This is a genomic window from Anaerostipes sp. (assembly GCF_018381315.1).
Taxonomy (GTDB): Bacteria; Bacillota; Clostridia; order Lachnospirales; family Lachnospiraceae; genus Anaerostipes.
Window position 1 is genome coordinate 1 of the sequence record NZ_JAGZSD010000018.1, and the last position, 26,828, is coordinate 26,828.

Below are 26,828 nucleotides of genomic sequence, written 5' to 3' on the forward strand. Positions count from 1 at the left end.
AAGAACTTCCATCATAGGTGTATATAAGTTTGTATAAATAGTGTCCCCAATTTTTAATTTTAAAGATTCATTACAGTCAATCGTCACTCCGGTTGAAAGGAATTCATTCGGTTCATCTGTCACTTCTGCAAAAAAGTCAACCACTTGACCGCCCTCAATATCAATCACTGTAATATTTTGTCCTTGCTGAACATCAATTTTTATTCCTGAGCACGCTGGTATTATATACTCTTTGCTCATTATACTCACCTCCATAAATCCCGATTTGTTTATTACTGTAAAATCATAATCTCACTCCAAAAAACGTTCCACATCAAAAAAGAACCTCTGACAGCAATTCATGCCATCAGAGATCCTTATTTTAAGCCATTTCTTAGAATTTACCTTCTTTAGCACTTTCTTCGATAGCAACCGCCACTGCAACAGTAGCACCTACCATCGGGTTGTTGCCCATTCCGATCAGACCCATCATCTCAACGTGAGCCGGTACGGAAGAAGATCCAGCGAACTGTGCATCAGAGTGCATACGTCCCATAGTATCTGTCATACCATAAGAAGCCGGTCCTGCAGCCATGTTGTCCGGATGAAGTGTACGGCCTGTACCACCGCCGGATGCAACTGAGAAGTATTTTTTGCCCTGTTCGATACATTCTTTTTTGTATGTACCTGCAACAGGATGCTGGAAACGTGTTGGGTTTGTAGAGTTTCCTGTAATAGAAACGTCAACGCCTTCTTTGTGCATGATTGCAACACCTTCTGTTACATCATTTGCACCATAGCAGTTAACCTTAGCTCTTAATCCTTCAGAATAAGATTTTCTAAATACTTCCTCTACTTTACCTGTGGAATAATCCATCTTAGTTTCAACAAATGTAAATCCATTGATTCTGGAAATGATCTGTGCAGCATCTTTTCCAAGTCCGTTTAAGATTACACGCAGAGGATTCTGGCGCACTTTGTTTGCTTTTTCAGCAATACCGATTGCACCTTCAGCGGCAGCGAAAGACTCATGTCCTGCCAAGAATGCAAAACATTCTGTTTCTTCTTCCAGAAGCATCTTTCCTAAGTTACCATGTCCAAGACCTACTTTACGCTGGTCAGCAACAGATCCCGGAATACAGAATGCCTGAAGGCCTTCACCGATTGCAGCTGCAGCGTCTGCAGCTCTTCTGCAGTCTTTTTTGATTGCAATGGCAGCACCTACTGTGTAAGCCCATTTTGCATTTTCAAAACAGATAGGCTGAATACCTTCTACCTGGGCATATACATCTAATCCTGCGGCTTTTGTAACTTCAGCAGCTTCTTCGATAGAATTAATACCATATTCTTTTAATACAGCAAGAATCTGTTTTTCTCTTCTCTCATATGATTCAAATAAAGCCATGTTCGTTACCTCCTATTGATTTCTTGGGTCAATGATTTTAGCAGCATCATCTACTCTGCCGTACTGACCTTTTGCTTTGTCTAAAGCTGTCTGAGCGTCATCGCCTGCTTTGATGAAATCCATCATTTTACCAAAGTTTACAAACTGGTATCCAATGATCTGTTCTTCTTCATCCAAAGCGATTCCTGTAACGTACCCTTCAGCCATTTCAAGGTAACGAGGTCCTTTTTTCAGTGTACCATACATAGTACCAACCTGAGATCTTAAACCTTTTCCTAAATCTTCAAGACCTGCTCCGATCGGAAGCCCGTCCTCTGAGAAAGCACTCTGAGTTCTTCCGTATACGATCTGTAAAAACAGTTCTCTCATTGCTGTATTAATAGCATCACATACTAAGTCAGTATTTAATGCTTCTAAAATTGTTCTTCCCGGTAAAATTTCAGATGCCATTGCAGCTGAATGAGTCATACCAGAGCATCCGATAGTCTCTACCAATGCTTCCTGGATAATACCTTCTTTTACGTTCAGAGTTAACTTACATCCCCCCTGCTGAGGTGCACACCAGCCAATTCCGTGAGTCAGTCCGGAAATATCAGTCACATCTTTAGCACTGATCCATTTCGCTTCTTCAGGGATTGGAGCAGCTCCGTGGTTTACACCCTGAGCTACAGTACACATTTGTTCTACTTCATGTGAATAAATCATGTTGAAACTCCTTTCAGTGAATAAATAATAAACATTCCACAATCATATGTATGTAATGTTTTTAAGCTCATTTGCTCTAGCTTATTTTATCATATTGTTAAAATTAAAACAAGAAATTATCTCAATAACTTTGTTGAGTTTTGTATTTTATTATGGAAATAGGGAAACTGCCCTTAATAAACAATAAGCCTGGAGAAGATGCAGGAAACAGACAAGTGGATAGGATGAAAGTCTGTTATAATAAGATTATTAAATTGAATTTATCAGAACAGGAGGAAAGCATATGACAACTTTTAAATGTTTTATAATTGGAATAGCAATATTGTATATAATACAGTTATTCAGCGGCGGATTCGATTTCAAAGAGTCACTGTCATATATCATAATGATAGCTTTATTAGGCTCTCATGTTTATCTGTCAACCAGAAAAAGAGCTTTTCTTGGAATAATAGTACCCCTTTTGCTTATATTATCGTTTTATCCGGTTTACAAAACGATCAATCCTGCCGGAAAGAAATTGATGATTTTGATTGGAGGTTATCTTATAGCCATAGGATGCTGCCTTTATATTTGGTATAAGGCGGGAAAAGAAAAAGACTGCTGAATGATTAATTGTCAGAATTTTTTTCTAAATTATGTACATCATACCACTCAGAAACTGTTAAGCTGCCATTTTGGGTAATAATAAGCTTTCCGTTTTCCGTGAGATATACAACTCTTCCAACCAAGGTTTTCCCGGTCGCAGTCTCCACTCCTTTTATCTTCTGTCCCCTGGGATGAATAGATTGTTTCGTCAGATGAGCAGTGACCTTTACTAAGCGCAGATCATGAATCGTCTTTGCTGTCCTTTGTTTATCTTTAGTGCAGATATATACATAACTCCCCACACGGACAGCCTGGTAGGATGTCGATTCTTTTGTGCGGTCTTTAAAATAGTCTTTTTCCATTATCATTCCTTCTTTCATAAAAAATTCGTGCAGAATCGTATAAGGCAGTTGATTTGCACGAACCATAAGTTTGATTATCTCCATTGAGCCAATCCAAATGTCAATTTGTTATTTTCTTCTTTTCATTTTTTCATATATCAGTGCAAAGATCAGTGCTGCGGCTTCCCCAGCGAGAAATAATACAGCCATGTTTAATTGATACCCATTCTTTTGGCTTAAACAGTAATTTAATACAAGCAAAAGGATTACTAATAATGAATTGTACAGGAACCGAATTAAAATATTTTTTAATTTAAGATTCAACAGCTCATTTCACCACCTCAGGTCGATTTTACGACAACATCTTTGGAAATCCCTGTTCTTTCAGCATTACAAGCATTTCTTTGTATTCTTCTTTCATCTGACGGTAAATATTCATCAGATGCTCTCCGTTCTTGTCAATATACTCCATAAGATCATCATATTCAGCGACTACCGTCTCCGTAACTTCCGGACATATTTTATTTCTTTCTGCCATATCCGTCAGGATCTTAATCGTCTGCTCTTTAGAAAACACCTGCTTATAGCTGCGCTTACGGATAAGGGCACTGACAATGTCTGCCACGGCACAGATTCTCTCCTCCTTGGAAAGTTCTTCACCGCTCAGCCCCAGAGGGTAGCCTGATCCGTCCAGTTTTTCATGATGCCTGACTGCGATTTTATAGATATCCGGATGGACATATTCCTCCAGTATTTTCCCGCTTTCCACCACATGCTGCTTCATGATCTCAAACTCTTCCGGCGTCAGGGTTCCTGGTTTTTCAAGAATCTCCACCGGTGTTGAAACTTTGCCTACATCATGCAGAAGTGCCCCGTAATACAGACACATCTTCCGGCTGTCTGTAAGATTCATCACATCTGCAATAGCCATGCTGGCATTTACTGTAGTGATCGTATGCAGCACCATAAATTCGCTCCTGAAATCAATAGAGTAGGCAAGCATCTCAAGATATGTGCGCTGCTCCTGCTCAGAGAACTTCATCTTCTCCACATACTCTTCGATCTCATCCAGAAATTCCTCTGATCTCAGCAGATCCCTGATATGTTTTTTCTCATCTGCAGAAATAAGGAGTTCGACTGCTTCTTCTGAAAATACACTCCCTTTTTTCTGCCTCAAATCATGCTTAATTTCTGATTTCATCTGCCATAATTGATCTGCCCTGTCTGCAAGATGAATAATATCCGCAAAAAACAGGGAATCCCCTGTAATGCCGTTTTCTTTCAGGCTGCTGTAGTCAGCATGATGGTATAAAACAGCCTCCACATAGTCATCCAGCGGTGCAAACATCTTCAGGAACAGGCACCCGTAAATAGAATGCTCCCACACATTCCCTGACTCAAACTTTACAATACAGTCGATCTCTTCAGTCTTATATGCGCCGATATCATGGATCAGGCATGTCAGGAGGAGGTTCTTTGTCATATCTTCCGGAATCTCTCTTCCTGTTTCTTCTAAGATCTGCAGTGCAATATAAGCTACCCTTTCTCCATGCTCAATAAGCCGGGGATCTACCCGGTTTAAAGTCTTTTTTATAATCCCCCATATATTTTTACTTCTGATGGCATACATAAAGTTTTGTCCTTTTAACCCCTTCTTCTAATCATTAAATATCATAAATCCTACTTTAAAAGCTTCTTTATTTTGGAAAATGTCTTCTCACTCACTGTGTAAAATTCCTGGCTGCCTGTCTTATCTGTGATACAGAGTTCCTTGCTGTCTGACAGAGACAGCTTTGTCACCGTTCCCTGCGTATAGAAGCGGTATTCTGTCCATTTTGAAACATCCTGCTTTTCTTTTGTTTTCTTGGCTTTCTCCAACAGATTTGCTGTCTTAATGGCAGTATCATTAAACTTCAGATCCTGGTCTGTGACGACAAGCGCTGCATCCTTCATTCTGTCGATAGAGGATGCGTAAATCTTTTCATTTTCTGCATCAATCAGTCCGTCTCCGATTACGCCTGCATTGTCAAAGCAATATACGTTTTCCGGAATTGAGTCAAAAACGATATAACTGCTGCCGTAAACCTTAAATTCATAGGTTGTATTGTCTTCATCAATAAGTGCATAAGAATAAATACTGCCGGAGTAATTTTCTCTCAGATCCGTGACCGTCAGACCTATAATTCTATAGGCATTTTTCACAATATTTTTTACATAGCTGCACACAGGTTCGTTGGTAACGGCAAAACTTCTGAAAGATTTTCCCTTCTGAATACGGACAAAATCTGTCTTGGAAATCGTGCTGTCAGCCACTTCTTTTTTATAGGAAGCTAACTTCTGGTCACCGGTGTACTCATGGATCTCCTTGATTTTTTTGTCCAGAGAATCTTCCCTGGCTCTTGACTTTTTTAAGTCCTGCGTAAGCTTTTCATTCTGATCCTGAAGCTTCTGATAGTACTCTGATTCAATGATTTCCTGCTTGGAAGCCTTTCCGCATGCGGAAAGCGCAAAAGAAACACAGATTAAAAGCGACAGCGTCATCATTCTTTTTCTCATGCTGTGGAATCCTTTCTTTGTCTTATTGTTTCTGAGCGATTTCTCCTGCGTTTTTGTAAATACTGTTTTCTTCAATATAACCCCGCACCATGGAAAGCGGATAAATGTTTGTGTTTGCTCCTACAACAGAACCCGGATTTAAAACGGTTCCGCATCCTACTTCTACATGGTCTCCCAGGATCGCTCCTATTTTTTTTCTTCCCGTCTCGATCTTCTCACCCTTACATTTGATCACGACATTTGTCTTGTCAGATTTTACATTGGATGTGATGGAACCTGCACCCATATGGGATTTATACCCCAAAACAGAATCTCCCACATAATTATAATGCGGAACCTGCACATTATTAAACAAAATATCATTTTTAATTTCTGTGGAATTGCCCACCACACAGTTTTCCCCGATCAGTGCGTTCCCTCTGATGAAAGCTCCGGGTCTTACTTCGGTGCCTGCTCCGATGATAGCCGGCCCGTTGATCTCTGCCGTCCTTGCAATCACAGCGGTTTTTGAGATCCATACATCATCTCCGATCCGGTCAAAATCTTCCTCAGACAGTTCAGGCCCCGTCTTTAAAATAAAGTCACCGATCAAAGCTAAAACCTCCCAGGGATATGTAGTCTGCTCAAATAATTCTTTTGCGATTGTCTGGTCCATATCTTTAAATAATTTTTGATTTGTAAGCTGTTTCATGCTTATTCACCTTTTCCTTTCTTGATATTATAATACTGGGCCGTCTGATCAAACATCCGGCGCAGTACATACTGATGATTGGTCTTTTTAACTGCATCTGTGTGCTTTGCAACAAAATGATTCAGCTTTTTCATATATTCTTCTTCACTGACTGTGCCCTCTGCCACATAAGTAAGGCCCTTTTCCCAGCTGGCTGTCAGCTCCGGATTTAAAAGAGAATGAATGGATCCCCTGACCACGTCAAAGATCATCTCTCCCATCAGCGTAGGCGTCACAGTCTGTGTCTTTTTGTTCAGTGCAATATATTTATTGTTGATCAGTTTTTTAACGATCTCTGCCCTGGTGGCACTGGTGCCGATCCCGCTTCCTTTGATCTGTGCTCTCAGGTCCTCATCTTCGATCAGCTGTCCCGCATTCTCCATGGCCAGTATCAGAGATCCCGAATTATAACGTTTCGGAGGCGTTGTCGTTCCATCCTTAATCAAATGTTTTTTAATCGGAAGCTTCATCCCTTTTTTCAGGGAAAGGATGGCGTCAATCTGCTCTTTAGAGACAGAATCCTCTTTCTTTGCCTCTTTTCCGCCGGAGACCAGAAGATAACCGGGATCCACAAGCAGTTTGAAATTTGCCGTAAAGGTTTCTCCCGCTGTTTTTGTCATCAGCTTTATCTTAGAATATACAGCCGGGGGCAGAAAGATGCACAGAAAACGCCGGACAATCACTTCATATACCTTCTGCCCGGTCTGTGAAATATTTTTGAGATTATTAAGAGCCTGTCCTGTAGGAATGATGGCATAATGATCCGTGATCTTTTTATCATCCACATATCTGGTTTTCGCAAGCCCTGTATAGGACTTTTTCTCCAAAATATCCACAGCGGTTTCCGAAAGTATTCCATAATTCTTTAACCCCGACAGATTTTTATAGATTTCCTTGCTGACGGCTGTAGACAATACCCTCGCATCGGTCCTTGGATAAGTGACCAGTTTTTTTTCGTACAGCTCCTGCACGATCTTGAGTGTCTCATCAGGACTCAGCTTAAACATTTTAGAGCATTGGTTCTGAAGCTCCGCCAGATTATACAAAAGCGGCGGATTCTTTTTCTCCTGGCGCTTCGTGGACGATTCCACAACCGTCTCCATGCCGGAGGCTTCCTCGATCTCTTTTATAAAGGCTTCAGCATCTTCTTTTTTCAAAAACCCGTTGTCTTTATATAATTTCTTTGATTCAAAATACCTGGACCCTTTTACTGCTTTCCACTCAGACTCAATCTTCACTCCCTGTGGCGTGATATGGGAAAGCACTTTATAAAACGGGGTGGGCACAAAGCTTCTGATTTCTCTTTCCCTTTTGACGATCATTCCGAGGACACAGGTCATAACCCTGCCTACCGCTACTACAACGCTCCTTTTTTGGTTCATAAAATTCCCCAGTGTCCATCCGTACTTTAAGGTTAAGACTCTGGAAAAATTAATGCCCATCAAATAGTCCTCTTTCGCTCTTAAATAAGCTGCTGAAGCCAGATTGTCATACTCATTCAGATCTTTGGCCTCCCGGACACCCCGGATCACCTCTTCCTTTGTCTGAGAGTCAATCCAGACCCTTTTTTTCTTCTTTCCGGCCACATGGGCTTCCTGGTCTACCAGCCTGTATATATATTCCCCTTCCCGTCCGGAGTCAGTACAGACATAAATGGTATCAATATCTTCCCTGTTTAAAAGAGAACTTACAATATCGTACTGCTTCTTCACCGCCGGAATGACTTCGTACTTAAAATCTTCAGGCAGAAAAGGCAGTGTCTCCAGTTCCCAGCGTTTCAGTTTCGGATCATACTTATCCGGATATGACATAGTGACCAGGTGTCCCACACACCATGTGATCACAGTATTTTCACTCTCCAGATATCCGTCCCTGCTGGACGTTTTCAGGTCCAGTGCGTTGGCAAATTCTCTGGCCACACTCGGTTTTTCGGTAATAAATAATGACTTCAAACGTAATCCTGCTTTCATTTTTTTCTTTTGCTATTATACCATATTTCCCTCTGCTGTGATACAATAATATCCAGATGCCAGGGTCAAAAGGTTATACAATGCATGCTTGCATGCAATTGGATAACTTTGGGACCCGTAAAACATGAGAAAGCAGCCCGATCAGGGCGGATTTCGAATGTTTTTAGGATTTTGGGAGCACAAAGTGCGGAGAAATCCGCAGGCATCAGGGGTCAAAATATTTTTTGACCCCAACAGCATATCCATAGATAAAACCAGTAAAGGAGTGTGCATAAAATGAGTATGGAAAAAGCAAATGAAGTAACTGCGGCTACTATTATTAAAAACATGGAAAAAAGAAATTTCTCAGGAGTTTACTGTGCAACAAAGGAAGATGCCTTAAAGCAGGCCTTATCCTACATAGAAAAAGGGTCTGTCGTTTCATGGGGCGGTTCCATGAGTGTGGCTGAAACAGGTCTTTTGGATTATGTAAAAAATTCTGCTGATTATGAAACAGTCGACCGTACAGCAGCTAAAAATTATGAGGAACAGCGCCAGATATATGCAAAAGCCGTTTTGGCTGACACTTACCTCATGAGTACAAACGCTGTCACCTTAGAAGGAGAACTGATTAATATTGACGGTTCCGGAAACCGTGTTGGATGCTTAAGCTACGGTCCGAGACAGGTAATCCTGATCGTTGGAATGAATAAGGTAGTAAGCACCATAGAAGAAGGTGTCCACCGCACAAGAAGCAAGGCTTCCTGTCCAAATACCATCCGGCTGGGGCTAAAAACTCCTTGTTCTGTCACCGGACACTGCGGAGAATGCTACGGTGATTCTTCTATCTGCTCCCACCTGTTGATCACCAGAAGATGCGGACAGAAAGACCGCATTAAGGTCATCTTGGTTGGGGAAGACCTGGGATATTAGAAAAAGGAGGTTCAAAGAACTTTCCTTTGTAAGAACAAATCTGAAAGAATTTCCTATGCAGAAGAAAAACCTGATGTACCGGCTGACAGCTGAAACATCAGGTTTTGTTCTTATTTTTTCAGTATATCTGGTCCGGCTTCTCTGAAGCTTTCTATCACTTCTGTCACACCGGGAAGACAGCGCAGTCTCTCATGTTCCTTTTTCGGCCCGATAGCTACAATCTTTCCCGCTCCTGCTCTTCTGGCAGCTTCAATTCCTGCATCTGCATCCTCAAAGACAACGCACTGCCCGGGTTCCATGCCGATCTTTTTCATTGCCATCAGATAAATATCCGGTTCCGGTTTCCCTAAAAAGGTCCCGTCATCATAGACGATATTTTCAATAGGGATCCAGTGATCTAAATGCATATGTTTTATATAAAACCGGACATTTCCTATAGCAGAAGCCGTGGCAATGGCAAATGGAATATCAGCCTCCTTCAGCTTTGTGAGAAACTCCGGAAGCCCCTCTGTAAAATTCATCCCTTCGGGATCATTCAGGCACATTTCACGGTAGATATCCTCTTTTTCCTCTGTCAGCTTATAAATCTCACTTTCTGTAAGTTCAGGATTTAAAGCCATTTTCAGAAACTCTCCCCCGTTAATGCCATGGATCATCTGATGGAGCTGCTCAACTGTATATTTTCCCTCTGCATGTCTCTGAAAAAATTCAAACCATGCTGCTTCCTGTTTGTCCCCGTCAATGTACATAGTCCCATTAAAATCAAATATAATTCCTTTCAAGTCCATTTCTTCCTCCTGCCTTTCGCTGCCGCGGATTCACTGCTGTTTTTTGATTCTTTATTTCTCATAATCTTTTTGCCTGTACTGGATGGAAAAGTCTTTGTTGGATATCTGCAGACAGATCAGGTCTTCATGGGCCGTTGCTCCGTGCTCTGCGATGCACCCTTCCTCGTACCAAACCATTGTGCCCGGTCCAAAATACTCTCCATTGGATTTCAGCTGTCCAGACAGGACAAACAAACCGTGGGCTGCAGGATGCGTATGCGTATCTGTGGTAAATCCTGCCGGATAATTAATATAGTTGATCTGCATCCCTGTTTCTTCGTCCAAATGCAGCTGTTTTTTTCCGAACATCTTTCCTGATGTACTTGCCATGCGGTAAAACCAGGGCATTCTGCCTATATCGCTGATGACCGGTTTGATCCCTTTCTCCAGACGTTTCTTTTCCTCTTCATCTTTTATGTAATGGATAGAAAAAGCCTTATTTGAAATCAAAAGCACCGTGGCATCATCATACTCAGTGGCACCATGCTCTGCCACACATCCTTCCGGATACCAGATCAGTGTTTCAGGCCCATAGACACTGCCGTTCGTCTTGATCTGCCCGTCCAGGATAAAAAGTCCGTGGCCGCAGGGATGGGTATGAGTAATCGTCTGAAATCCCGCCGGATAGCGGTTCATAACAATGCTTACTCCCATATCTTTATCCTCTGCCAGCGGTTTTTGGCCAAATACTTTTCCTGTAACTGAGTTGGGACGGTAATTCCATTCCATCCGCCGGACATCGGCAATCTGCTGTTTTTTCATAGGTTCCCTCCTTATATGAAAATTTATATTTCCTTCTGCCTCAGCTGATCCAGTCTGATCTTTTCATAATTTTCCATGGCAAGATAAGCTGCACCCAGCATACTTTCATTTCCTGCATTCTTTGATTCACAAATTTTTGTTTCTTTAAGCATTTCCGGATTTATAATATCCTGCCTTTTTAATACCTCATCAAGGAGCATCGGCAGGCACCTCACTGTCCTTCCTCCCAAAAGTATGATTTCCGGATTGTTCCATGCCATCATATCTTCGAGCAGAAGCGCTGTATATCCCGCCAGACGTACCATCAGCTCTTGTGCCCACCCTTCCTTTCGTTCATATGCATCTGCAATATCGTTTAAATCCGCACACCGTTCCCCCATCTCCTCTGCCTGCTTTAGTATTCCGCCGGCAGAAAGATAAGCCGAGACACACCCTTCTTTATGGCAGCTGCACTTCCGGCCGCCATAGATTAAGATTTTGTGGGCAATATCCCCGCAGGCTCCTTCCATAACTCTGCCTTCATTCATAAATGCCGCTCCCACATCGATACTGAGACTTAAAAAGCCCAGGCGGTTGACCTGTAATTCCGGATAATGAAAATATTCTTCCAGAACTGAAGCCTTCACATCGTTTTCCAGACAAATATGAATCCCCAATTTCCGCTTCAGCAGATCTTTGAAGTCTGTCTGCTCCCATCCGGCAAATCCGGACCTTATGATATTCGCCCCGCCTGCAGAAACAACTCCTGGAAAACTTACTCCCGCAGCCTTTACTCTCTCCATAATCTCCGGAAGTTCTGCCCTGCACTTATCAAAACATTCTTTTATAAGCTCTGCGACATCCTCTGGACTTCCGCCGACAGACATATTCCATTTTTTAATGCCAAGGATCTGCTCTCCGTAATCCATAATCAAAAAGCTGATAAAGTCACGGCGCACCAAAATGCCAAGACTATAAAAGGCGCGGGGATTTCTTTCCAGTAAGAAAGCTTTTCTGCCGACGCCCTTTGAGTCTCCCTGGGATTCTTTTATAAAATTCAGGCCAGACAAATCTGCACAGATCCTGGTCATACTGGTAGGACTCATTTTTAATTCTTTAGCCAGAGAGGCTCTGGAAACATTACCCCGTGACTTGATCTTATCAAGCACCAGCTGACGGTTGCTGATCTTCATCTGCTGCTGGTCCTGCTGTTTTTGCTTTTTCATATTAATTTCTCCACTGATGTTATTAATTATATTATAAAGAAAGCTTCACTTCTTGTCAACATCCATAAAAATATGAGCCGGATATCATAAGATACCGGCTCATATTATTTAAATCATTTTCATTATTCATATAAAGGATATTTCTCTGTCAGTTCTTTCACCAGCTGTTTTGCTTCTTCAAGCTTCTGGTCTAACAGGGTAAGACGGATTGCTTTTGCGATTGCCGCCATATCCTCTTCTTTTAACCCTCTGGTTGTCACTGCCGGTGTTCCGAGGCGGAGCCCAGATGTGACAAACGGTGATTTTGGATCGTTCGGGACTGTGTTTTTATTGCATGTGATGTGAACAGAATCCAAAACTTTTTCGGCTTCTTTTCCTGTCAGATCATATTTCTTAAGATCAACCAGCATCAGATGGTTGTCTGTGCCTCCGGATACAATATCAAAGCCTTCTTCCATCAAAGCTTTTGCAAGTGCATCTGCATTTTTTACCACCTGTTTTCCGTATTCCTTAAAGCCGTCAGACAATGCTTCTTTAAAGCATACCGCTTTTCCTGCGATCACGTGCATCAACGGACCGCCCTGAATTCCCGGGAAAATGGCCTTGTTGAAATTATACTTTTCATTGATCTCATTGCTGCACAGGATCATGCCGCCGCGGGGACCTCTCAAAGTCTTATGGGTCGTTGTGGTTGTCACATGGGCATAAGGGATCGGGCTCTGATGAACTCCTGCTGCCACTAAACCTGCGATGTGTGCCATATCCACCATAAGGATTGCTCCGACCTCATCTGCGATCTCACGGAACTTCTTAAAGTCGATAGACCTTGCATAAGCGCTGGCGCCGGCGATAATCAGTTTCGGCCTGCATTCTTTTGCAATCTCAAGAACATTGTCATAATCAATAAATCCTTCATCATTGACACCATAAGGTACACAATGATAATATTTTCCGGACATATTGACCGGGCTTCCATGGGACAGATGTCCGCCATGGTCCAGGCTCATCCCCATATAAGTATCTCCCGGCTCCAGCATTGCAAAAAATACTGCCATATTAGCCTGGGCTCCGGAATGAGGCTGAACATTGACATATTCACATCCAAAGAGTTCCTTTGCACGCTCTCTTGCCAGATTTTCAACTACATCCACGTACTCACAGCCGCCATAATATCTCTTTCCCGGATATCCTTCCGCATATTTGTTTGTCAGATGGCTTCCCATGGCTGCCATGACCGCCTTTGATACTAAGTTCTCAGAAGCAATCAGCTCCAGATTATTTCTCTGTCTGGACAATTCATCCTGCATAGCATCAGCAACTTCAGGATCATAATTCTCCACTTCATTAAAATCGAACATTTCTGCGTCCTCCTGTTATATCATAAATTAATCTTGGAATTGTTCTTTCAGCGCTTCCACAGCTGTCTCTACACGGCTTTCCCGGATCAGGACCGTAATCTTGATCTCAGAAGTATAGATCATATGGATGTTCACACCTTTGTTATAAAGAGCTTCAAACATTTTAGATGCTGCCCCTGAGTTTGACATCATTCCTGCACCTACGATGGATACAATACCCACATTTTTGTCAGATACGATCTCCTTATATGAGTCTTCCTCAAATGTTTCTTTCAAAGTCTCCACAGCTGCATCGGCATCTGACTTTTTCACAACAAAGGAAATATCCTTGCTGTCTTTTCTTCCGATAGACTGTAAGATTAACTCTACATTGATTCCTTTGTCCGCAATGGCAGTAAACAGTTTTGCCGCAATGCCAGGTTCATGCTTCAGCCCTTTGATCGCTACCTGTGCAACATCTGTGTTTGACAGCACGCCGCTAAATAACATTTTCTCCATAATCTGCTTCTCCTTATTCCTCGTTCGTATCGTTTTCTTTCAATTCAATTCCAAGCTCGTCAAGCTGCTCTGTGTCCACTCCTCCAGGCGCCTGCGTCATCAGACAGGAAGCGTCCTTTACTTTCGGGAATGCAATGACGTCACGGATACTGTCCTCACCTGTCATCCACATAACAAGCCGGTCCAGGCCGTATGCCAGACCTGCATGAGGCGGCACCCCATACTGGAAGGCTTCCAGCAGGAATCCAAATCTTTCATTGGCGTCTTCTTCTGTAAAGCCAAGGGCCTTGAACATAGCCTTCTGAATATCATCCCGGTGGATCCTCACGGAACCTCCTCCAAGCTCTGTTCCATTTAACACAATATCATAAGCCTTGGCTCTGACCCTGCCCGGATCTGTGTCGATATACTTAAGGTCCTCTTCCATCGGCATGGTGAACGGATGGTGCATGGCCGTATAACGGTTTTGTTCTTCGTTCCATTCCAAAAGCGGGAACTCTGTCACCCAAAGGAAGTTATACAAAGACTCGTCGATCATATCATACTTTCTGCCGATCTCCAGGCGGAGATTTCCAAGTACATCATAGACCACAGAATCCTTGTCTGCTGCAAACAAGAGCAGGTCCCCGGGTTTTCCTTCCATGGCGTCAATCAGCGCCGTCATTTCCTCATCTTTCATAAACTTAGCAAAGGAAGATTTCACGCTTCCGTCCTCTTTCAGCTGGATATAGGCAAGGCCTTTGGCACCGAATTCCTTTGCAAAATCTACAAACGCATCAATCTTTTTGCGGCCCAGATCACCAAGCCCCTTTGCGTTCAGCCCCCGTACGGAACCTCCATTCTCTAAAGCCCCTTTAAAGACCATAAAGTCACAGCCTGAAACAGTTTCAGATACGTTGACCAGTTCCATTCCAAACCTTGTATCCGGCTTATCAGAACCAAACCTGTCCATAGCTTCCTGATAGGTAAGGCGCTTCATAGGAATCTGCACATCTACGCTGAGAACATCCTTGAATACCCTCTGGAGCAGGCGTTCGTTGAGACCGATCACATCGTCTACATCTACAAAAGAAAGCTCCATATCGATCTGTGTAAACTCAGGCTGGCGGTCTGCCCTCAGGTCCTCATCCCTGAAGCACTTGGCTATCTGATAGTAGCGGTCTACACCAGAACACATCAAAAGCTGCTTGAACAGCTGCGGTGACTGGGGAAGCCCGTAAAAATTGCCCGGATGAACACGGCTCGGCACCAGATAGTCCCTGGCTCCCTCCGGTGTACTCTTTCCAAGAATCGGAGTTTCAATCTCTAAAAAGCCTTCCTCCGCCAAAAAGTCTCTTGCCGCTTTTGTTACCTGGCTGCGGACCAGCAGATTCTTCTGAAGGTTCGGCCTTCTCAGATCCAGATAGCGGTATTTGAGGCGCAGCTCATCTTTCACTGTCTGTTCTGCATCTACAGGAAACGGCGGTGTTTTCGATTCAGACAGAATCCTTAACTCCGTTACCTTGATCTCAATATCCCCTGTCTTTAAATTTTCATTGATGGCGGCACTGCGCTTTTGTACTTCCCCTTTTACTGCGATCACATATTCATTCCGCAGGGAATTTGCTTTTTCATAATCTCCGCCTGACAATGTATCCTCATCAAAGACCAGCTGCAATAATCCTGAACGGTCTCTTAAATCTACAAATATAAGACTTCCTAAATTTCTTCTCTTCTGTACCCATCCCATGACGGTTACATTCTCGCCGGCGTTTTCACGGCTCACTTCTGTACATCTGTGGCTCCGTGACAGCCCGGACATTGACTCTGCCATGCTGCTTCCTCCTTACATATATTAAACCTGTCTGTCATTATATCATAAGGGGCATCAGAATTTCAATGAACTTATATATAGTTTATACCTTATCGTGCGGAGCACGTCCACCCGAAGGGTATGAAATACGGGATGCCCTGTGGGCAGATAATGAACCAAATTCACTGCAGCGGTCTTGAAAACCCAAAACTCTCATCATAATTCTGTACTTTTTCCTTTGAATGCATTATAATGGTAAATACACGAAAAAGGAGGCAAGTAACATGAGTGAATATGCAATTGTTGCACCAGAGGATTTTGACCAGAGTGCCTTCCGCCTGATTGGGAAGGACTGGATGCTGGTAACCGCCAAAAATAACGAAGGCAAGATCAACACGATGACCGCATCCTGGGGTGGATTCGGCGTCATGTGGGGCAAGGACGTGGCACTGTCTGTCATCCGTCCGCAGCGCTATACAAAAGAATTTATTGATAATTCTGATACCTTTTCACTGTCATTTTACGACGAGGCATTTAAAAAGGATCTGACTTATCTTGGAAGTGTGTCCGGACGGACCGAAGATAAAATCTCAAAGACAAGGCTTACGCCGACGGATGCCAACGGGATCCCGTATTTTGAGGAAGCAAAGATCGTCCTGATCTGTAAAAAGCTGTTTTGCCAGCCGATGGATCCGGAAGGATTCATAGGAGATGCAAAAGCACTGGATGCACAGTGGTATGCAGATAAAGACTACCATACTCTGTATGTAGCAGAGATTGAACAGATTCTTGTAAAACAAGATTAAAACTATAAAATCCGATGAAAGACCTGAAATCTTTCATCGGATTTTATAGTTTCTTTATTATATGAAATTATATCTGACAAACCTTATGGGGATTCAGGATATTTTTCGGGTCAAAAGCTGCCTTGATCCCCCTCATGATGTTCATAGTTTCTTCCTCAAGGGATTCTTTCAGATATGGCTTTTTTGCATATCCGATTCCATGTTCTCCGGATACCTGGCCGTTTAACTCATCTGCCTTCTGGTATATCTTATCCATTGCCAGCGTCATCCGTTCCTGCCACTGCTGTTCAGTGAGATCATCTTTCAAAATATATGCATGCAGATTTCCGTCTCCTGCATGGCCGAAGCTCTTGATCCTGATATCAACCTCATTATGAAGGTTATGCATATACTCAACCATCTCGCTGATCTTATTTCTCGGCACAACCACATCTACTTCATCCATATAGGTCGTAGAGCCTTTGATGGCCTCCAAAAATGCTCCTCTGGCTTTCCAGATGGATTCATCTCTCTCCTCTGTATCAGAAATCAATACATCCAGAGCACCCTGGCTTAAGCAGAGCTTTGCAACCTTATCATAATCCGCTTCGATCTCTTCCGCTGAATTTCCGTCAAATTTCAGAAGCAGGTAGGCATCGGCCTGATGGTCAGGGAATTTTTTCCCCAGGTATTCTTCTGCATCTTCGATAACTTCTCTCTGCATAAACTCAATAGCCGTCGGAATTGATTTGGACTTGATGATCTCCGGTACTGTCTGTATCGCAGAGTTCAGATTTTCAAACGGTATCAAAAGACTGATCGCTTTTTTAGGAAGCGGGAGCAGCTTTAAGACAGCCTTTGTGATGATTCCCAATGTCCCTTCTGATCCTACCATCAGATCCTTCATCGCATAACCGGAGCTGTTTTTAACAATTTTCCCTCCGAATTCTACGATGCTTCCATTGGGCAGCACCACTTCCAGGCCCCGGACATAGTCTCTTGTAACACCATATTTTACTGCCCTCATCCCTCCGGCGTTGGTGCTGATATTTCCTCCGATGGTTGCAGATTTCTCACCTGGGTCCGGCGGATAGAAGAAATCATGCTCTTCTACAAAAGCGGATAGCTCCATCAAAAGCACTCCCGGCTCCACAGTAACTGTCAGGTTTTCTTCATCCAGCTCCAGGATTTGGTTCATAAGGCTCGTATCAATCATAATGCCGTGTTCCATTGCAACAGAAGAACCAACCAGTCCGGTGCCGGCGCCCCTTGGAGTGACAGGGATCGTATGCTCATATGCATAAGACATAATTTTTGAAATTTCCCCGGCATCAGCTGCTTTTACCACTACATCCGGATAACTCTGGGTTCCGGAAAGCTCATCGTGGCTGTATTCTTCATTAATATTTTCTCCAAACAAAATCCGCTCATCGTCATTGATCACCTGTTTTATGTATTCCAGATCTTTCTCATCTAATTTTTTATATTCCATAACTATGCCCCCTGACCCACTTTGATTTTTTCTATGAACTGAGGAATGATTTCATATAAATCACCCACCAGACCGTAGTGTGCTACTTTAAATATAGAAGCCTTCTCATCCTTATTGATTGCTATGATCTGGTCCGAATGGTCCATGCCTGCAACAAATTGAATGGCCCCGGACACACCGCAGGTAATAATCAGCTTGGGACGGACCGTCCGGCCGCTTAAGCCTACCTGCCGTTTGGCATCCAGCCAACCGTTTTCAGCCACGGGTCTTGTACATGCCACCTGGCCGCCCAGCAGATCAGCCAATTCTTCCAGCATCTGAATATCCTCTTCCTTTTTCACACCCCGCCCTGCCACTACGAGCACATCTGCAGATTCGATAAATTTCTCTTTTTCCTTCAGCACTATATCCAGAACTTCTACATTCGTCTGAAGTTTTTGCTTATCAACGGAACATTCAACAATCTCTCCGCTCATCTCATCCATCCGTTCCGGAGCATTCATCACTTTATAGCGCACCGTTGCCATCTGAGGCCGGTGATTCGGCGTGGTGATATGAGCCATGATATTTCCTCCGAAAGCGGGACGTATCTGGGAGAGATCTGTATTCTCATTCATCTCAAGGATGGTGCAGTCTGCTGTAAGCCCTGTCTTCATCCTTGCCGCTACCCTCGGAGCCAGCTGTCTTCCCACCGTTGTGGCTCCTACTAAAATAGCCGATGGATGCTGTTTTTGTATAAAGTCTTCAAATACCGATGTATACGGTTCGATCTTAAATCGGTTCAGTTCCGGGTCATCATACAAAAATACCTGGTCAACTCCATAGTGCAGCAGTTCCTGGCTTTCTTCTTTGATACCGCTTCCGATGAACAATGCATATACCGGATGGGAAATCTTTTCAGCCAGCTCCCTGGCTTTTCCAATCAGCTCATAGGTTACCGGATGGATTTTTCCGTCCACATGGTCCACATAAACTACAATTCCGTTCCAGGCAGATTTGTCGATCTCCTCTTTCTTCTGGTCCTCCACGTAGGTTACTGCACCTTCAGGCCCTTTCTTTACACACAGCTTACACATCCTGCAGGCTGAATTGATCTCCAGTTTTCCGTCTTTTTCTTCCATTGCTCCAAACGGACAGATTTTGATCAGTTCACCGAGATCTTTTATTTTTTCCTGATTAATTTCTAACTTTGCCATATTTTTTCCCTCCTAATGAGTTTTTTGCATCTATCTCCGCCGCGCTGTAAAATATACTTATCTGACAACGAAGAAAACATGTTATACAAATTTCAGTTCTTTCACTTTTTGGAATAATTTTTCTGAAAGTATACTGCTCTCCTCGTTCCAGAGTTCCCTGTGGTGATTTGTTTCCGGAGGGAAAATCTTTTGAACCTGTGTGGGAGAACCGTTGAGGCCGTAATGAGTTTCATCCCGGTCGTCCATATCGTCCAGGCAGAGCATTGTGATCTCAGTGTCTGCTTTTTCCGTTTTTCTCACATAAGAGGGGAGCCTCGGCTGGAAGATGTCTTTGTCCACCGCCAAAAGACATGGGTAGGTAATTCTGGTTATTTCAATATCATCCGGCATATCCATCTCAACGGTGATATTCTGTCCGTTGGCCTCCGTGATCTTCCTGACGTTCGATACACTTGGGATGCCGAGCCATTCTGAGATCTCCGGCCCGACCTGGGCTGTATCCCCGTCTGTGGTCTGTTTTCCGCACAGAATCAGGTCAAAATCTCCCATTTTTTTGATTCCCTGTGCCAGAGTATAGCTTGTTGCCAGCACGTCAGCTCCTCCAAACCGGCGGTCAGAGATCAGGGCTCCGTGATCTGCACCCATGGCATAGGCCTCCCGGATCACCTGCGCTGCCTGCGGAGGTCCCATAGTGATCACGCTGACGCTTCCCCCCAGTTCTTCTTTTAACTTCATCGCAGTCTCTATGGCATAGAGATCATAAGGATTCATCTTAGATGCCGCACCGTTTCTTTTCAGGACACCTGTTTTGGGATCTACTTCTACCTTGTTGGATTCCGGTACCTGCTTGATACAAACTAAAATATTCATATCTGTTTTCCTCCTGCCTTTACGATTGGTCCTACCAATCGTGTGAAAAATAATTGGAAATGCTGCTCCATTTCCAGGTTCCTTGTTCTATATATTGGTCCTACCAATTTATCTTCATTATAAACTTATTTGTATTTTTCGTCCAGTATTATTTTTAATTTCTGATATTTTTAGTCAATTTGCACAAATTATCTTGTCTTCATGCGGTCCAGAGTCTTATTGATAATGTCAAAATGATCCTCTATCGCTCTTCTTCCGCCCTCTAAGTCTTTTTCTATCATGCATTTGGCAATCTCTTTGTGGGTCTGCTGGAGCTTTTCTTTGTTGTCATCCTTAAAAATCTCTCTCCGCATATCAGTGATATAGGTGTCCAGAACGTCTGACAATGCCTGTAAAATATCTATAATCAGAACATTATGGGAAGCCTTTGCTATGGCATAATGAATTTTTTTATCCCAAATTACACATTCTTCCTCTGTTTTCCCTCTGTCCAGATTGGATATATACTCACTGATCTTCTGAATCTCCTCTTCACTGATATGATCTACGGCCAGTACAAAGGCCTCCATCTCCAGCGCAAAACGAAGCTGTGTGATGGAACTATAGTCAAGTTTGTGCAGAATGAACATCATAGACATAGACTCTACCAGATTTTTTTCAAAGTTGCAGGAGACATAATTTCCTGCGCCCTGCTGGCTTGATATAAAACCCATCATCTCCAGCATATGAATCGCCTCACGCACAGAATTACGGCTGACACCCAGATTTTCTGAGATCTCTCTCTCCGGAGGCAGTTTCTCTCCAATGGTCAGATCATGATTGATAATCTGTTTCTTGATATGTTCTATAACCTTTTCATAAGCTTTTCCCTGCTGCATTTCTATCCCTCTTTCTATGAATCCGCTTGGAGAGAATTATACCTTTCAGGTAAGATGAAATCAAGGGAATTTCTATTATTTCTGGTTTTTCAATGATAATCAGGTCTGTTTTTGACGAAATTGAGGATACCCCCTGCTCCGGACTGCTCCGGTGCAGGGGGTGCATTAAGATGGTCAATATGCATTAAGCATAGAAACACGCTGATTTATTCTGCTTCCTTTCTCTTTCTGATCTCTTCGATCATGACAGGAAGCACATTGACTGCGTCACCTACGATTCCGATGTTTGCCACGTCAAATATGGGCGCATCTTCGTCTTTGTTGACGGCTACGATATAATCTGAATTCATGATTCCGGACACATGCTGTGTTGCGCCGGAAATGCCGCATGCAATATAAAGCTTGGGAGCTACGATTTTTCCTGACTGTCCTACCTGATGTACTCTGGAGATCCATCCGTCCTCGATCGCAGGCCTTGTGGCTCCCACCACTCCGCCAAGCAGATCAGCAAGCTCTTTTACCAGGGAAAAGTTCTCCTTGTTTCCCATTCCCCGTCCGCCGGACACGATGACCTCTGCGTCCTCCAGATTCACAGTCTCTGCAATTTCTTTTACAATCCCCTTGATATCCAGCCGTATGTTTTCGCCGGAAACCGGGACATTTCTTTCCTCAACAACTCCCTGAACCGGGTCTTCTGCTTTTTTAAAGGCTCCGGAGCGCAGCACGGCGATCTGCGGTGCAGGTCCCTCCAGTGTCACATCCTGAAGGACACATCCTCCATATAGAGGACAGGTATAGACTGCCTTTCCTCCTTCAATTTTTATATCCATAACATCTGAAACACACCCTGTGCTGAGTCTGGCTGCCAGCTTTGGGGCAAGATCTTTTCCGTCCTGCGTACCCCCGATCAGCAGCGCGAAAGGTTTCTCCGCTGCTGTAATTTCCTCCAGCACGTTTGCATAACGGTCCGGATGAAATGTTTCATACTGCGGATCCTGGACCAGTATGACTTCATCTGCCCCGGAAGCCGCTGCTTTTTCAGCCGCTTCCTGAATGCCGTCCCCGATCATGACCGCTATAACCTTTCCGCCCTGCTCTTCTGCAATTTTCCTGGCAGGAGAAAGCATTTCCAAGCCGACCTTAACCGGGCTTTTGTCCGCAGTTTCTATGTAAACCGCGATATTTTTATATTCTGTCATATCCATTGCAAACTCCTCCTTAGAATACTTTCGCATCTGCCATCAAGGCAACCGCTTTTAATGCCGAGTCCTCTGCTGTCTCTTCCAGGATCTTAACCCCTGCCTCTTTTTTCGGCGGTTCATAGAGCTTCAAAGTCCTGGCAAAGGCTCCGGCCGCCCCTGTTTTTTCAGGTTCCAGCATGGCCAGGTCTTCTGCTTTTATGGTGCCGATCGGCTTTTTCCTTGCCGCCATCTTATTTTTGATGGTAGGATATCTTGGATCATAATCCGGCTTGGTCACCGTAAGCACACAGGGAACTTTTGTTTCTATCATTCGGTAGCCTTCCTCTGTTTCCTGTTTGGCAGTTACACACCCTTCGGCACAGCAGACCTCGATCACATTGGTCACAGCCCCGGTGCCCATCATCTCTGCAAGGCTCACTCCCACTTGGCCAAGTGCTGCATCGGTTGCCTCTTTTCCGCAGAAAATCAGATCAAACTTCTTTCCGGTATCTTCTTCTATCTTTTTTGCAGCACACATTAGAATATGGCTGATGCCCATGGAATCTGAACCGTCAAACTGATCTTCCCGGACCAGATATGCATGGTCTGCCCCTACTGCGAGGCAGTTTTTTAATGAATTCCGGGCTTCTTCGCCGCCGATACACAGGGCTGTGATCTCCCCTTCTCCTGCTTCTTTCAGGCGGGCAGCCATTTCAAGCGCATAGGTGTCAAACGCATTGACAACAGGCGTAATGTTTGTAAGATCCGGCTTGCCTTCGTCTGTCAAATGTACTTCCACAGAATCATCCGGCACCTGCTTAATGCACACTAAAATTTCCATAATCTTCACTCCTTTGTCCAGTCAAGTCCTTATCTTCCGATCGTATTGTTGGCAATAACGATTCTTTGAATCTCATTGCTTCCCTCAAAAATCTGGAAGATTTTTGCATCCCTCAGAAGTTTTTCTACCGGATATTCTCTGCTGTATCCATATCCGCCGAACATCTGGATAGCTTCGGATGCCACCTCCATAGCAATGTCGCTGGCGTAGCATTTTGCAATCGCCGCTTCTTTGGAATGCGGAAGTCCAAGATCCATTTTTGTCAGTGCATGGGCTACCATCTGGCGGGCTGTCTCTGTTTTGATTTCCATATCTGCAATCTTGAACTGAAGTGCCTGGTTTCTGATGATCGGTTTTCCGAACTGGATCCGTTCTTTCCCGTAAGCAATCGCTTCACGAATGCCTCTCTGTGCTATTCCTGCTGCGACACACCCCATCCATGCTCTGGCCTGGTCAAGCGTCTTCATGGCAATTCCAAAGCCCTTTCCTTCCTGGCCGATAAGATTTGCCGCAGGAATTCTGCAGTCTTCCAAGACAACGTCACAGGTGTTGGAAGTACGGATCCCCATCTTATCTTCTTCATTTCCGGTGCTCAGTCCGGGTGTCCCTGCATCTACAAGGAACATGGAGATCCCTTTTACACCCTGGCTTTTATCTGTCATAGCGGTAATACAATAGAAAGAAGCAATCCCCCCGTTTGTAATAAAGCATTTTCTTCCGTTGAGTATGTATTCGTCTCCGTCTTTTACTGCAGTTGTTGTCCCTGCTCCGGCATCAGAACCTGCTCCCGGCTCGGTCAGACAAAATGCCCCGAATCCTCCTTCAATGATCTTACTGCACACATGCTGTTTTTGTTCTTCATTTCCCGCGATCAGCACAGGTTTTGTTCCCAGTCCGCTGGCTGAAATCGTTGTGGCAAATCCTGCATCCGCAATGGCCATTTCTTCAATCAGGGCCGCCACGTCCACTCTGGAAAGTCCAGGTCCGCCGTATTCTTCCGGAACCTCCAGAGAATGAAGCTGCATTTCGATGGCTTTATCATAGATCTCTTTCGGCCACTCTCCTGATTTATCAAATTCTTTGCACTGTTCTTTTACTTCGTTTTCACAGAATTCACTTACGTCCTGCAGTAAATCTTTTGCTTCTTCTGAAATTAAATATGCCATAATTTATTTCTCCTTTTTTTATATATAGAATGTTTTTTGCTCCTTACAGCTTGTAGCATACCTTTCCGGGGTTTAAGATCATATTCGGGTCAAAGGTCTGTTTTATGCCTTCCATGATTCTCATGCTGACCGGCCCTGCAGATTCCGCCAGATAATCAAGCTTTCCATGTCCAATTCCGTGTTCCCCGGAAATCAGCCCTCCAAACTCAGTGGCTTTCTTATATACTTTTTTCATAAACTCAGCCGCCTGTTTTTTGAATTCTTCCTCTTCCATGTCATTGCTGCATGTATAAATATGCAGATTACCGTCTCCCGCATGGCCAAAGCTTTTTACCCTGAAATCAGCTTCTGCTTCCAGTGATTTCGTATAGGTCAGAAACTCAGCGATCTTATTTGTGGGAACTACCACATCACATTCATCCAGCAGCACAGTGTCCGCCTCAATGGCCTCCAAAAGTGCGCTTCTCACTGCCCATGCGTCTCTCTTCAGCGCAGGAGTATCTGCCACCAGAACATCAATTGCTCCCGCCTCTAAAACAACCTCTGACGCAGCTTCTATGATATCTTCCAGCTGCTCTTCTGAGTCACCGTCAAAGGTAGCCAGCAGATAAGCGCCTACATCCATGCCTTCCATCTGCCTTGGATATACCTTCTTTCCGAGGAACTTTTCTGTATCCATGACAACATCCTTTTCCATAAACTCCAAAGCCTGAGGATGAAGGTGATGCATAAAAAACTGAGGTACTGTGGAAATGCAGTCTTCCAGAGTCTCATAAGGAATGATCAGGCTGATAACTGCTTTAGGCTGAGGAATTACCTTTAAAGTAAGCTCTGTAATCACTCCTAAGGTTCCTTCAGAACCGACCATCAGGTTCAGCAGACTGTAGCCGGAACTGGTCTTAGACACTGTAGCACCCAGCTTGACAATCTCTCCGGTTGGAAGCACCACAGTCATTGCCCTGACATAATCTCTGGTAGTTCCATATTTCACTGCTCTCATGCCTCCGGCATTGGTCGCTACATTTCCGCCCACGGTGGCAAATTTTTCTCCCGGATCCGGCGGGTAGAGAAGCCCCTGTTTTTCGGCATCCTCTGCCAAATCATTTAACAATACCCCCGGCTGAATGGTCACCACAAAATTTTCTTTATCATATCCCAGAATCTTATTCATTTTCGTGATGGACAGCACAATTCCGCCGTGGATACTCACCGCACCTCCTACAAGGCCGGTTCTGGCTCCGCTTGGAGTCACCGGAATTCTGTGTTCGCTGCAGAGTTTCATTACCGCGGCAACCTCCTCCGTAGTCAGCGGTTCCACAACTGCTTCCGGCATTGCTTTTCCGTAGATCGACATCTCGTCATGGGTAAAATCATCGTTGATCTCATCCCCCGTATAGACACGTTTCGGTGCAATCTCCTTCAGCTGGTCAATGATTTCTTGTGTTACTTTGCCGTATTGATATTCACTCATCTGATCCTCCTTGGTCAACCCTGGTTTTTATTTCTTACAATAACTGAGACACCATCCGGTATCACAGTGATTTTACTATTTTCTTTCCCAAGATACTCGTCTGCCATGCGGACCGCATCCTCCACGCTGTCTGCATAGTCCATCTGCATCTCCTCTACCATATCCTTAGGCGCCTGTGTCACCATGATGACCTTATACTTTAACAGGATCCTGCATAATATCTGGGACTCCCACTGATCCGGCACCGTAGAGTTTCTGTCCGTGGAAAGAAATCTTTTCATGATCTTTTCTTTATCTTTTTCCTTTGCAAAGGTGTCATACAGCTCTTTTCCTCCATGTCCGTCAATGCAGCTTGCAGCCATGATGATAACTCCGCCCGGACGGCAGGTGGCTTCTGCCGCCGTCATACCTTTGACAGACTGGTAAATATTCTGGTCCAGAGGGTAACCTCCATTCGTGGAAATGACAATATCTGAAGGAACTGCGTCTACTCCTGAAAGCCGGTCCACAAAACTGCAGCCGCTTTCATGGGCTTTTTCATAGTGTCCTGCGAATGCCTCAATCACTTTCTTATCTTCATCCAGCACAACATTTATAATAAAAGCAAGTTTTGCCTTTCCTGCCGCATAGATCATATCTCTGTGGATAGGATTCCCCTTCAGGATTCCCGTTCTGGCATGAGGATCATCGATAAACTCTGAGCAATGATTTGCCAGTACTGTAGTCCTGCTGGAGACACCCGGCAGAACACTCTTTCTGCCGCCGGAAAATCCTGCAAAAAAGTGGGGTTCTATAAATCCTTCCGAGATCAGCAGATCAGCCTCCCAGGCAGTCTTGTTAATCAAAAGCTCACCCCCTGAAGGAAGTGTGCCAAGGCTAACCATATCTTCCTCCCTGCCGCTTTCATGCACTACAAACCTGATGTCCGGATGATTCACTGTTTCCTCTCCGAATTTTGCAATAAGCTCATCTCTTGTTGTCGGACGGTGAAATCCTGTGGCAATTAGAATAGTTATTTTGGCATTGGGATTTCCCTGCTTGATTTCCTCCATGACAGCCGGCATAATCACCTTGCTGGGAACCGGACGGGTATGATCGCTGGCAATCAGAACAATATGGTCCTTTCCCCTGGCCAGTTCACTGAGCCTCGGACTTCCCACCGGATGCATCAGGGCATCCTTCACGAGTTCTTCCTCTCCAAGTTTTGCCTGATAGTCATGGGCTTTTGATAAAAGAATGCCTGCCAGGCGTTCCTGTGGAATCTCAATGGTTAATTTCCCTTTTCCGTAGGGAAGATTTATCATACTCATAAGTTACCTCCGT

The 26,828-nt window shown here is 44.1% G+C and carries 26 protein-coding genes; 3 read left to right on the top strand and 23 right to left on the bottom strand.

From position 1 onward, the window contains the following. The 3 genes from KH180_RS12780 to KH180_RS12790 form a co-directional block, all read right to left on the bottom strand. Positions 1-240 (bottom strand): DUF1989 domain-containing protein (locus KH180_RS12780; RefSeq protein ID WP_290760943.1); only part of this gene is annotated, 240 nt, incomplete at its 3' end. A 133-nt stretch (positions 241-373) separates the two neighbouring features. Then, on the bottom strand, positions 374-1,384 hold the full coding sequence (locus KH180_RS12785) for a GGGtGRT protein (protein ID WP_290760945.1): 1,011 nt from the start codon (positions 1,382-1,384) through the stop codon (positions 374-376). 12 nt (positions 1,385-1,396) lie between these two features. Continuing rightward, positions 1,397-2,089, bottom strand: a complete 693-nt coding sequence (locus KH180_RS12790) for an iron-sulfur cluster assembly scaffold protein (RefSeq protein ID WP_290760947.1) — start codon at positions 2,087-2,089, stop codon at positions 1,397-1,399. Positions 2,090-2,372: 283 nt separating this feature from the next. Here KH180_RS12790 and KH180_RS12795 point away from each other — a divergent pair, with 283 nt between their 5' ends. Next, positions 2,373-2,693, top strand: a complete 321-nt coding sequence (locus KH180_RS12795) for a hypothetical protein (protein WP_290760949.1) — start codon at positions 2,373-2,375, stop codon at positions 2,691-2,693. 4 nt (positions 2,694-2,697) lie between these two features. Here the strand turns inward: KH180_RS12795 and KH180_RS12800 are convergent, their stop codons facing one another. From KH180_RS12800 to KH180_RS12820, 5 genes are all read right to left on the bottom strand, one after another. Further along, the gene (locus KH180_RS12800; RefSeq protein WP_290760951.1) at positions 2,698-3,120 is read right to left on the bottom strand and encodes a hypothetical protein; all 423 of its coding nucleotides are present in this window, start codon (positions 3,118-3,120) and stop codon (positions 2,698-2,700) included. A 247-nt stretch (positions 3,121-3,367) separates the two neighbouring features. Then, complete coding sequence (locus KH180_RS12805; RefSeq protein WP_290760953.1) at positions 3,368-4,645, bottom strand: HD domain-containing phosphohydrolase; 1,278 nt, start codon at positions 4,643-4,645, stop codon at positions 3,368-3,370. Positions 4,646-4,695: 50 nt separating this feature from the next. Further along, a complete protein-coding gene (locus KH180_RS12810) occupies positions 4,696-5,571 on the bottom strand; it encodes a hypothetical protein (RefSeq protein WP_290760954.1) in 876 nt (291 codons plus the stop codon). 22 nt (positions 5,572-5,593) lie between these two features. After that, complete coding sequence (locus tag KH180_RS12815) at positions 5,594-6,262, bottom strand: acyltransferase (protein ID WP_290760955.1); 669 nt, start codon at positions 6,260-6,262, stop codon at positions 5,594-5,596. Positions 6,263-6,264: 2 nt separating this feature from the next. Next, on the bottom strand, positions 6,265-8,271 hold the full coding sequence (locus KH180_RS12820; protein WP_290760957.1) for a DNA topoisomerase: 2,007 nt from the start codon (positions 8,269-8,271) through the stop codon (positions 6,265-6,267). Between the two features lie 276 nt (positions 8,272-8,547). Between KH180_RS12820 and KH180_RS12825 the strand changes: the two genes are divergently transcribed. Beyond that, the gene (locus tag KH180_RS12825; RefSeq protein WP_290760959.1) at positions 8,548-9,183 is read left to right on the top strand and encodes a lactate utilization protein; all 636 of its coding nucleotides are present in this window, start codon (positions 8,548-8,550) and stop codon (positions 9,181-9,183) included. Positions 9,184-9,293: 110 nt separating this feature from the next. Here KH180_RS12825 and KH180_RS12830 read toward each other — a convergent pair whose 3' ends face one another. The 6 genes from KH180_RS12830 to aspS all read right to left on the bottom strand — a co-directional run bounded on the left by KH180_RS12830 (position 9,294) and on the right by aspS (position 15,646). After that, a complete protein-coding gene (locus KH180_RS12830) occupies positions 9,294-9,971 on the bottom strand; it encodes an HAD family hydrolase (protein WP_290760961.1) in 678 nt (225 codons plus the stop codon). A 51-nt stretch (positions 9,972-10,022) separates the two neighbouring features. Further along, complete coding sequence (locus tag KH180_RS12835; RefSeq protein ID WP_290760963.1) at positions 10,023-10,772, bottom strand: cupin domain-containing protein; 750 nt, start codon at positions 10,770-10,772, stop codon at positions 10,023-10,025. A 23-nt stretch (positions 10,773-10,795) separates the two neighbouring features. After that, the gene (locus KH180_RS12840; protein WP_290760965.1) at positions 10,796-11,977 is read right to left on the bottom strand and encodes an ROK family protein; all 1,182 of its coding nucleotides are present in this window, start codon (positions 11,975-11,977) and stop codon (positions 10,796-10,798) included. Between the two features lie 122 nt (positions 11,978-12,099). Continuing rightward, on the bottom strand, positions 12,100-13,335 hold the full coding sequence (glyA, locus tag KH180_RS12845) for a serine hydroxymethyltransferase (protein WP_290760967.1): 1,236 nt from the start codon (positions 13,333-13,335) through the stop codon (positions 12,100-12,102). Between the two features lie 27 nt (positions 13,336-13,362). Continuing rightward, positions 13,363-13,833 carry an ACT domain-containing protein gene (locus KH180_RS12850; RefSeq protein ID WP_137328802.1) on the bottom strand — a complete coding sequence of 157 codons (471 nt, stop codon included), beginning with the start codon at positions 13,831-13,833 and terminating at the stop codon, positions 13,363-13,365. A 13-nt stretch (positions 13,834-13,846) separates the two neighbouring features. Next, complete coding sequence (gene aspS / locus KH180_RS12855; protein WP_290760970.1) at positions 13,847-15,646, bottom strand: aspartate--tRNA ligase; 1,800 nt, start codon at positions 15,644-15,646, stop codon at positions 13,847-13,849. A 263-nt stretch (positions 15,647-15,909) separates the two neighbouring features. Here aspS and KH180_RS12860 point away from each other — a divergent pair, with 263 nt between their 5' ends. Next, positions 15,910-16,431 (top strand): flavin reductase family protein, encoded by a 522-nt coding sequence (locus tag KH180_RS12860; RefSeq protein ID WP_290760972.1) that lies wholly within the window; start codon positions 15,910-15,912, stop codon positions 16,429-16,431. 67 nt (positions 16,432-16,498) lie between these two features. Here KH180_RS12860 and KH180_RS12865 read toward each other — a convergent pair whose 3' ends face one another. The 9 genes from KH180_RS12865 to larA form a co-directional block, all read right to left on the bottom strand. After that, positions 16,499-17,902: an FAD-binding oxidoreductase gene (locus KH180_RS12865; protein ID WP_290760974.1), complete on the bottom strand. Its 1,404-nt coding sequence runs from the start codon at positions 17,900-17,902 to the stop codon at positions 16,499-16,501. A 2-nt stretch (positions 17,903-17,904) separates the two neighbouring features. After that, positions 17,905-19,098: an electron transfer flavoprotein subunit alpha gene (locus KH180_RS12870; protein WP_290760976.1), complete on the bottom strand. Its 1,194-nt coding sequence runs from the start codon at positions 19,096-19,098 to the stop codon at positions 17,905-17,907. Positions 19,099-19,179: 81 nt separating this feature from the next. Further along, positions 19,180-19,968, bottom strand: a complete 789-nt coding sequence (locus KH180_RS12875; protein WP_290760978.1) for an electron transfer flavoprotein subunit beta/FixA family protein — start codon at positions 19,966-19,968, stop codon at positions 19,180-19,182. 188 nt (positions 19,969-20,156) lie between these two features. Next, on the bottom strand, positions 20,157-20,846 hold the full coding sequence (locus KH180_RS12880) for a FadR/GntR family transcriptional regulator (RefSeq protein WP_290760980.1): 690 nt from the start codon (positions 20,844-20,846) through the stop codon (positions 20,157-20,159). Between the two features lie 206 nt (positions 20,847-21,052). Beyond that, positions 21,053-22,051: an electron transfer flavoprotein subunit alpha/FixB family protein gene (locus KH180_RS12885; RefSeq protein ID WP_290760981.1), complete on the bottom strand. Its 999-nt coding sequence runs from the start codon at positions 22,049-22,051 to the stop codon at positions 21,053-21,055. 13 nt (positions 22,052-22,064) lie between these two features. After that, the gene (locus KH180_RS12890; protein WP_290760983.1) at positions 22,065-22,868 is read right to left on the bottom strand and encodes an electron transfer flavoprotein subunit beta/FixA family protein; all 804 of its coding nucleotides are present in this window, start codon (positions 22,866-22,868) and stop codon (positions 22,065-22,067) included. A 29-nt stretch (positions 22,869-22,897) separates the two neighbouring features. Then, positions 22,898-24,034, bottom strand: a complete 1,137-nt coding sequence (locus tag KH180_RS12895) for an acyl-CoA dehydrogenase family protein (protein WP_290760985.1) — start codon at positions 24,032-24,034, stop codon at positions 22,898-22,900. Between the two features lie 43 nt (positions 24,035-24,077). Further along, complete coding sequence (locus KH180_RS12900) at positions 24,078-25,505, bottom strand: FAD-binding oxidoreductase (RefSeq protein WP_290760986.1); 1,428 nt, start codon at positions 25,503-25,505, stop codon at positions 24,078-24,080. A 14-nt stretch (positions 25,506-25,519) separates the two neighbouring features. Then, complete coding sequence (gene larA / locus KH180_RS12905) at positions 25,520-26,815, bottom strand: nickel-dependent lactate racemase (RefSeq protein WP_290760988.1); 1,296 nt, start codon at positions 26,813-26,815, stop codon at positions 25,520-25,522. Between the last annotated feature and the right edge of the window lie 13 nt (positions 26,816-26,828).

What these genes read in the sequence shown, in the direction of transcription:
- KH180_RS12785 (WP_290760945.1), bottom strand. Translation starts at nt 1,384, where the DNA reads ATGGCTTTATTTGAATCATATGAGAGAAGAGAAAAACAGATTCTTGCT.
- KH180_RS12790 (WP_290760947.1), bottom strand. Translation starts at nt 2,089, where the DNA reads ATGATTTATTCACATGAAGTAGAACAAATGTGTACTGTAGCTCAGGGT.
- KH180_RS12795 (WP_290760949.1), top strand. Translation starts at nt 2,373, where the DNA reads ATGACAACTTTTAAATGTTTTATAATTGGAATAGCAATATTGTATATA.
- KH180_RS12800 (WP_290760951.1), bottom strand. Translation starts at nt 3,120, where the DNA reads ATGGAGATAATCAAACTTATGGTTCGTGCAAATCAACTGCCTTATACG.
- KH180_RS12805 (WP_290760953.1), bottom strand. Translation starts at nt 4,645, where the DNA reads ATGTATGCCATCAGAAGTAAAAATATATGGGGGATTATAAAAAAGACT.
- KH180_RS12810 (WP_290760954.1), bottom strand. Translation starts at nt 5,571, where the DNA reads ATGAGAAAAAGAATGATGACGCTGTCGCTTTTAATCTGTGTTTCTTTT.
- KH180_RS12815 (WP_290760955.1), bottom strand. Translation starts at nt 6,262, where the DNA reads ATGAAACAGCTTACAAATCAAAAATTATTTAAAGATATGGACCAGACA.
- KH180_RS12820 (WP_290760957.1), bottom strand. Translation starts at nt 8,271, where the DNA reads ATGAAAGCAGGATTACGTTTGAAGTCATTATTTATTACCGAAAAACCG.
- KH180_RS12825 (WP_290760959.1), top strand. Translation starts at nt 8,548, where the DNA reads ATGAGTATGGAAAAAGCAAATGAAGTAACTGCGGCTACTATTATTAAA.
- KH180_RS12830 (WP_290760961.1), bottom strand. Translation starts at nt 9,971, where the DNA reads ATGGACTTGAAAGGAATTATATTTGATTTTAATGGGACTATGTACATT.
- KH180_RS12835 (WP_290760963.1), bottom strand. Translation starts at nt 10,772, where the DNA reads ATGAAAAAACAGCAGATTGCCGATGTCCGGCGGATGGAATGGAATTAC.
- KH180_RS12840 (WP_290760965.1), bottom strand. Translation starts at nt 11,977, where the DNA reads ATGAAAAAGCAAAAACAGCAGGACCAGCAGCAGATGAAGATCAGCAAC.
- glyA (WP_290760967.1), bottom strand. Translation starts at nt 13,335, where the DNA reads ATGTTCGATTTTAATGAAGTGGAGAATTATGATCCTGAAGTTGCTGAT.
- KH180_RS12850 (WP_137328802.1), bottom strand. Translation starts at nt 13,833, where the DNA reads ATGGAGAAAATGTTATTTAGCGGCGTGCTGTCAAACACAGATGTTGCA.
- aspS (WP_290760970.1), bottom strand. Translation starts at nt 15,646, where the DNA reads ATGGCAGAGTCAATGTCCGGGCTGTCACGGAGCCACAGATGTACAGAA.
- KH180_RS12860 (WP_290760972.1), top strand. Translation starts at nt 15,910, where the DNA reads ATGAGTGAATATGCAATTGTTGCACCAGAGGATTTTGACCAGAGTGCC.
- KH180_RS12865 (WP_290760974.1), bottom strand. Translation starts at nt 17,902, where the DNA reads ATGGAATATAAAAAATTAGATGAGAAAGATCTGGAATACATAAAACAG.
- KH180_RS12870 (WP_290760976.1), bottom strand. Translation starts at nt 19,098, where the DNA reads ATGGCAAAGTTAGAAATTAATCAGGAAAAAATAAAAGATCTCGGTGAA.
- KH180_RS12875 (WP_290760978.1), bottom strand. Translation starts at nt 19,968, where the DNA reads ATGAATATTTTAGTTTGTATCAAGCAGGTACCGGAATCCAACAAGGTA.
- KH180_RS12880 (WP_290760980.1), bottom strand. Translation starts at nt 20,846, where the DNA reads ATGCAGCAGGGAAAAGCTTATGAAAAGGTTATAGAACATATCAAGAAA.
- KH180_RS12885 (WP_290760981.1), bottom strand. Translation starts at nt 22,051, where the DNA reads ATGGATATGACAGAATATAAAAATATCGCGGTTTACATAGAAACTGCG.
- KH180_RS12890 (WP_290760983.1), bottom strand. Translation starts at nt 22,868, where the DNA reads ATGGAAATTTTAGTGTGCATTAAGCAGGTGCCGGATGATTCTGTGGAA.
- KH180_RS12895 (WP_290760985.1), bottom strand. Translation starts at nt 24,034, where the DNA reads ATGGCATATTTAATTTCAGAAGAAGCAAAAGATTTACTGCAGGACGTA.
- KH180_RS12900 (WP_290760986.1), bottom strand. Translation starts at nt 25,505, where the DNA reads ATGAGTGAATATCAATACGGCAAAGTAACACAAGAAATCATTGACCAG.
- larA (WP_290760988.1), bottom strand. Translation starts at nt 26,815, where the DNA reads ATGAGTATGATAAATCTTCCCTACGGAAAAGGGAAATTAACCATTGAG.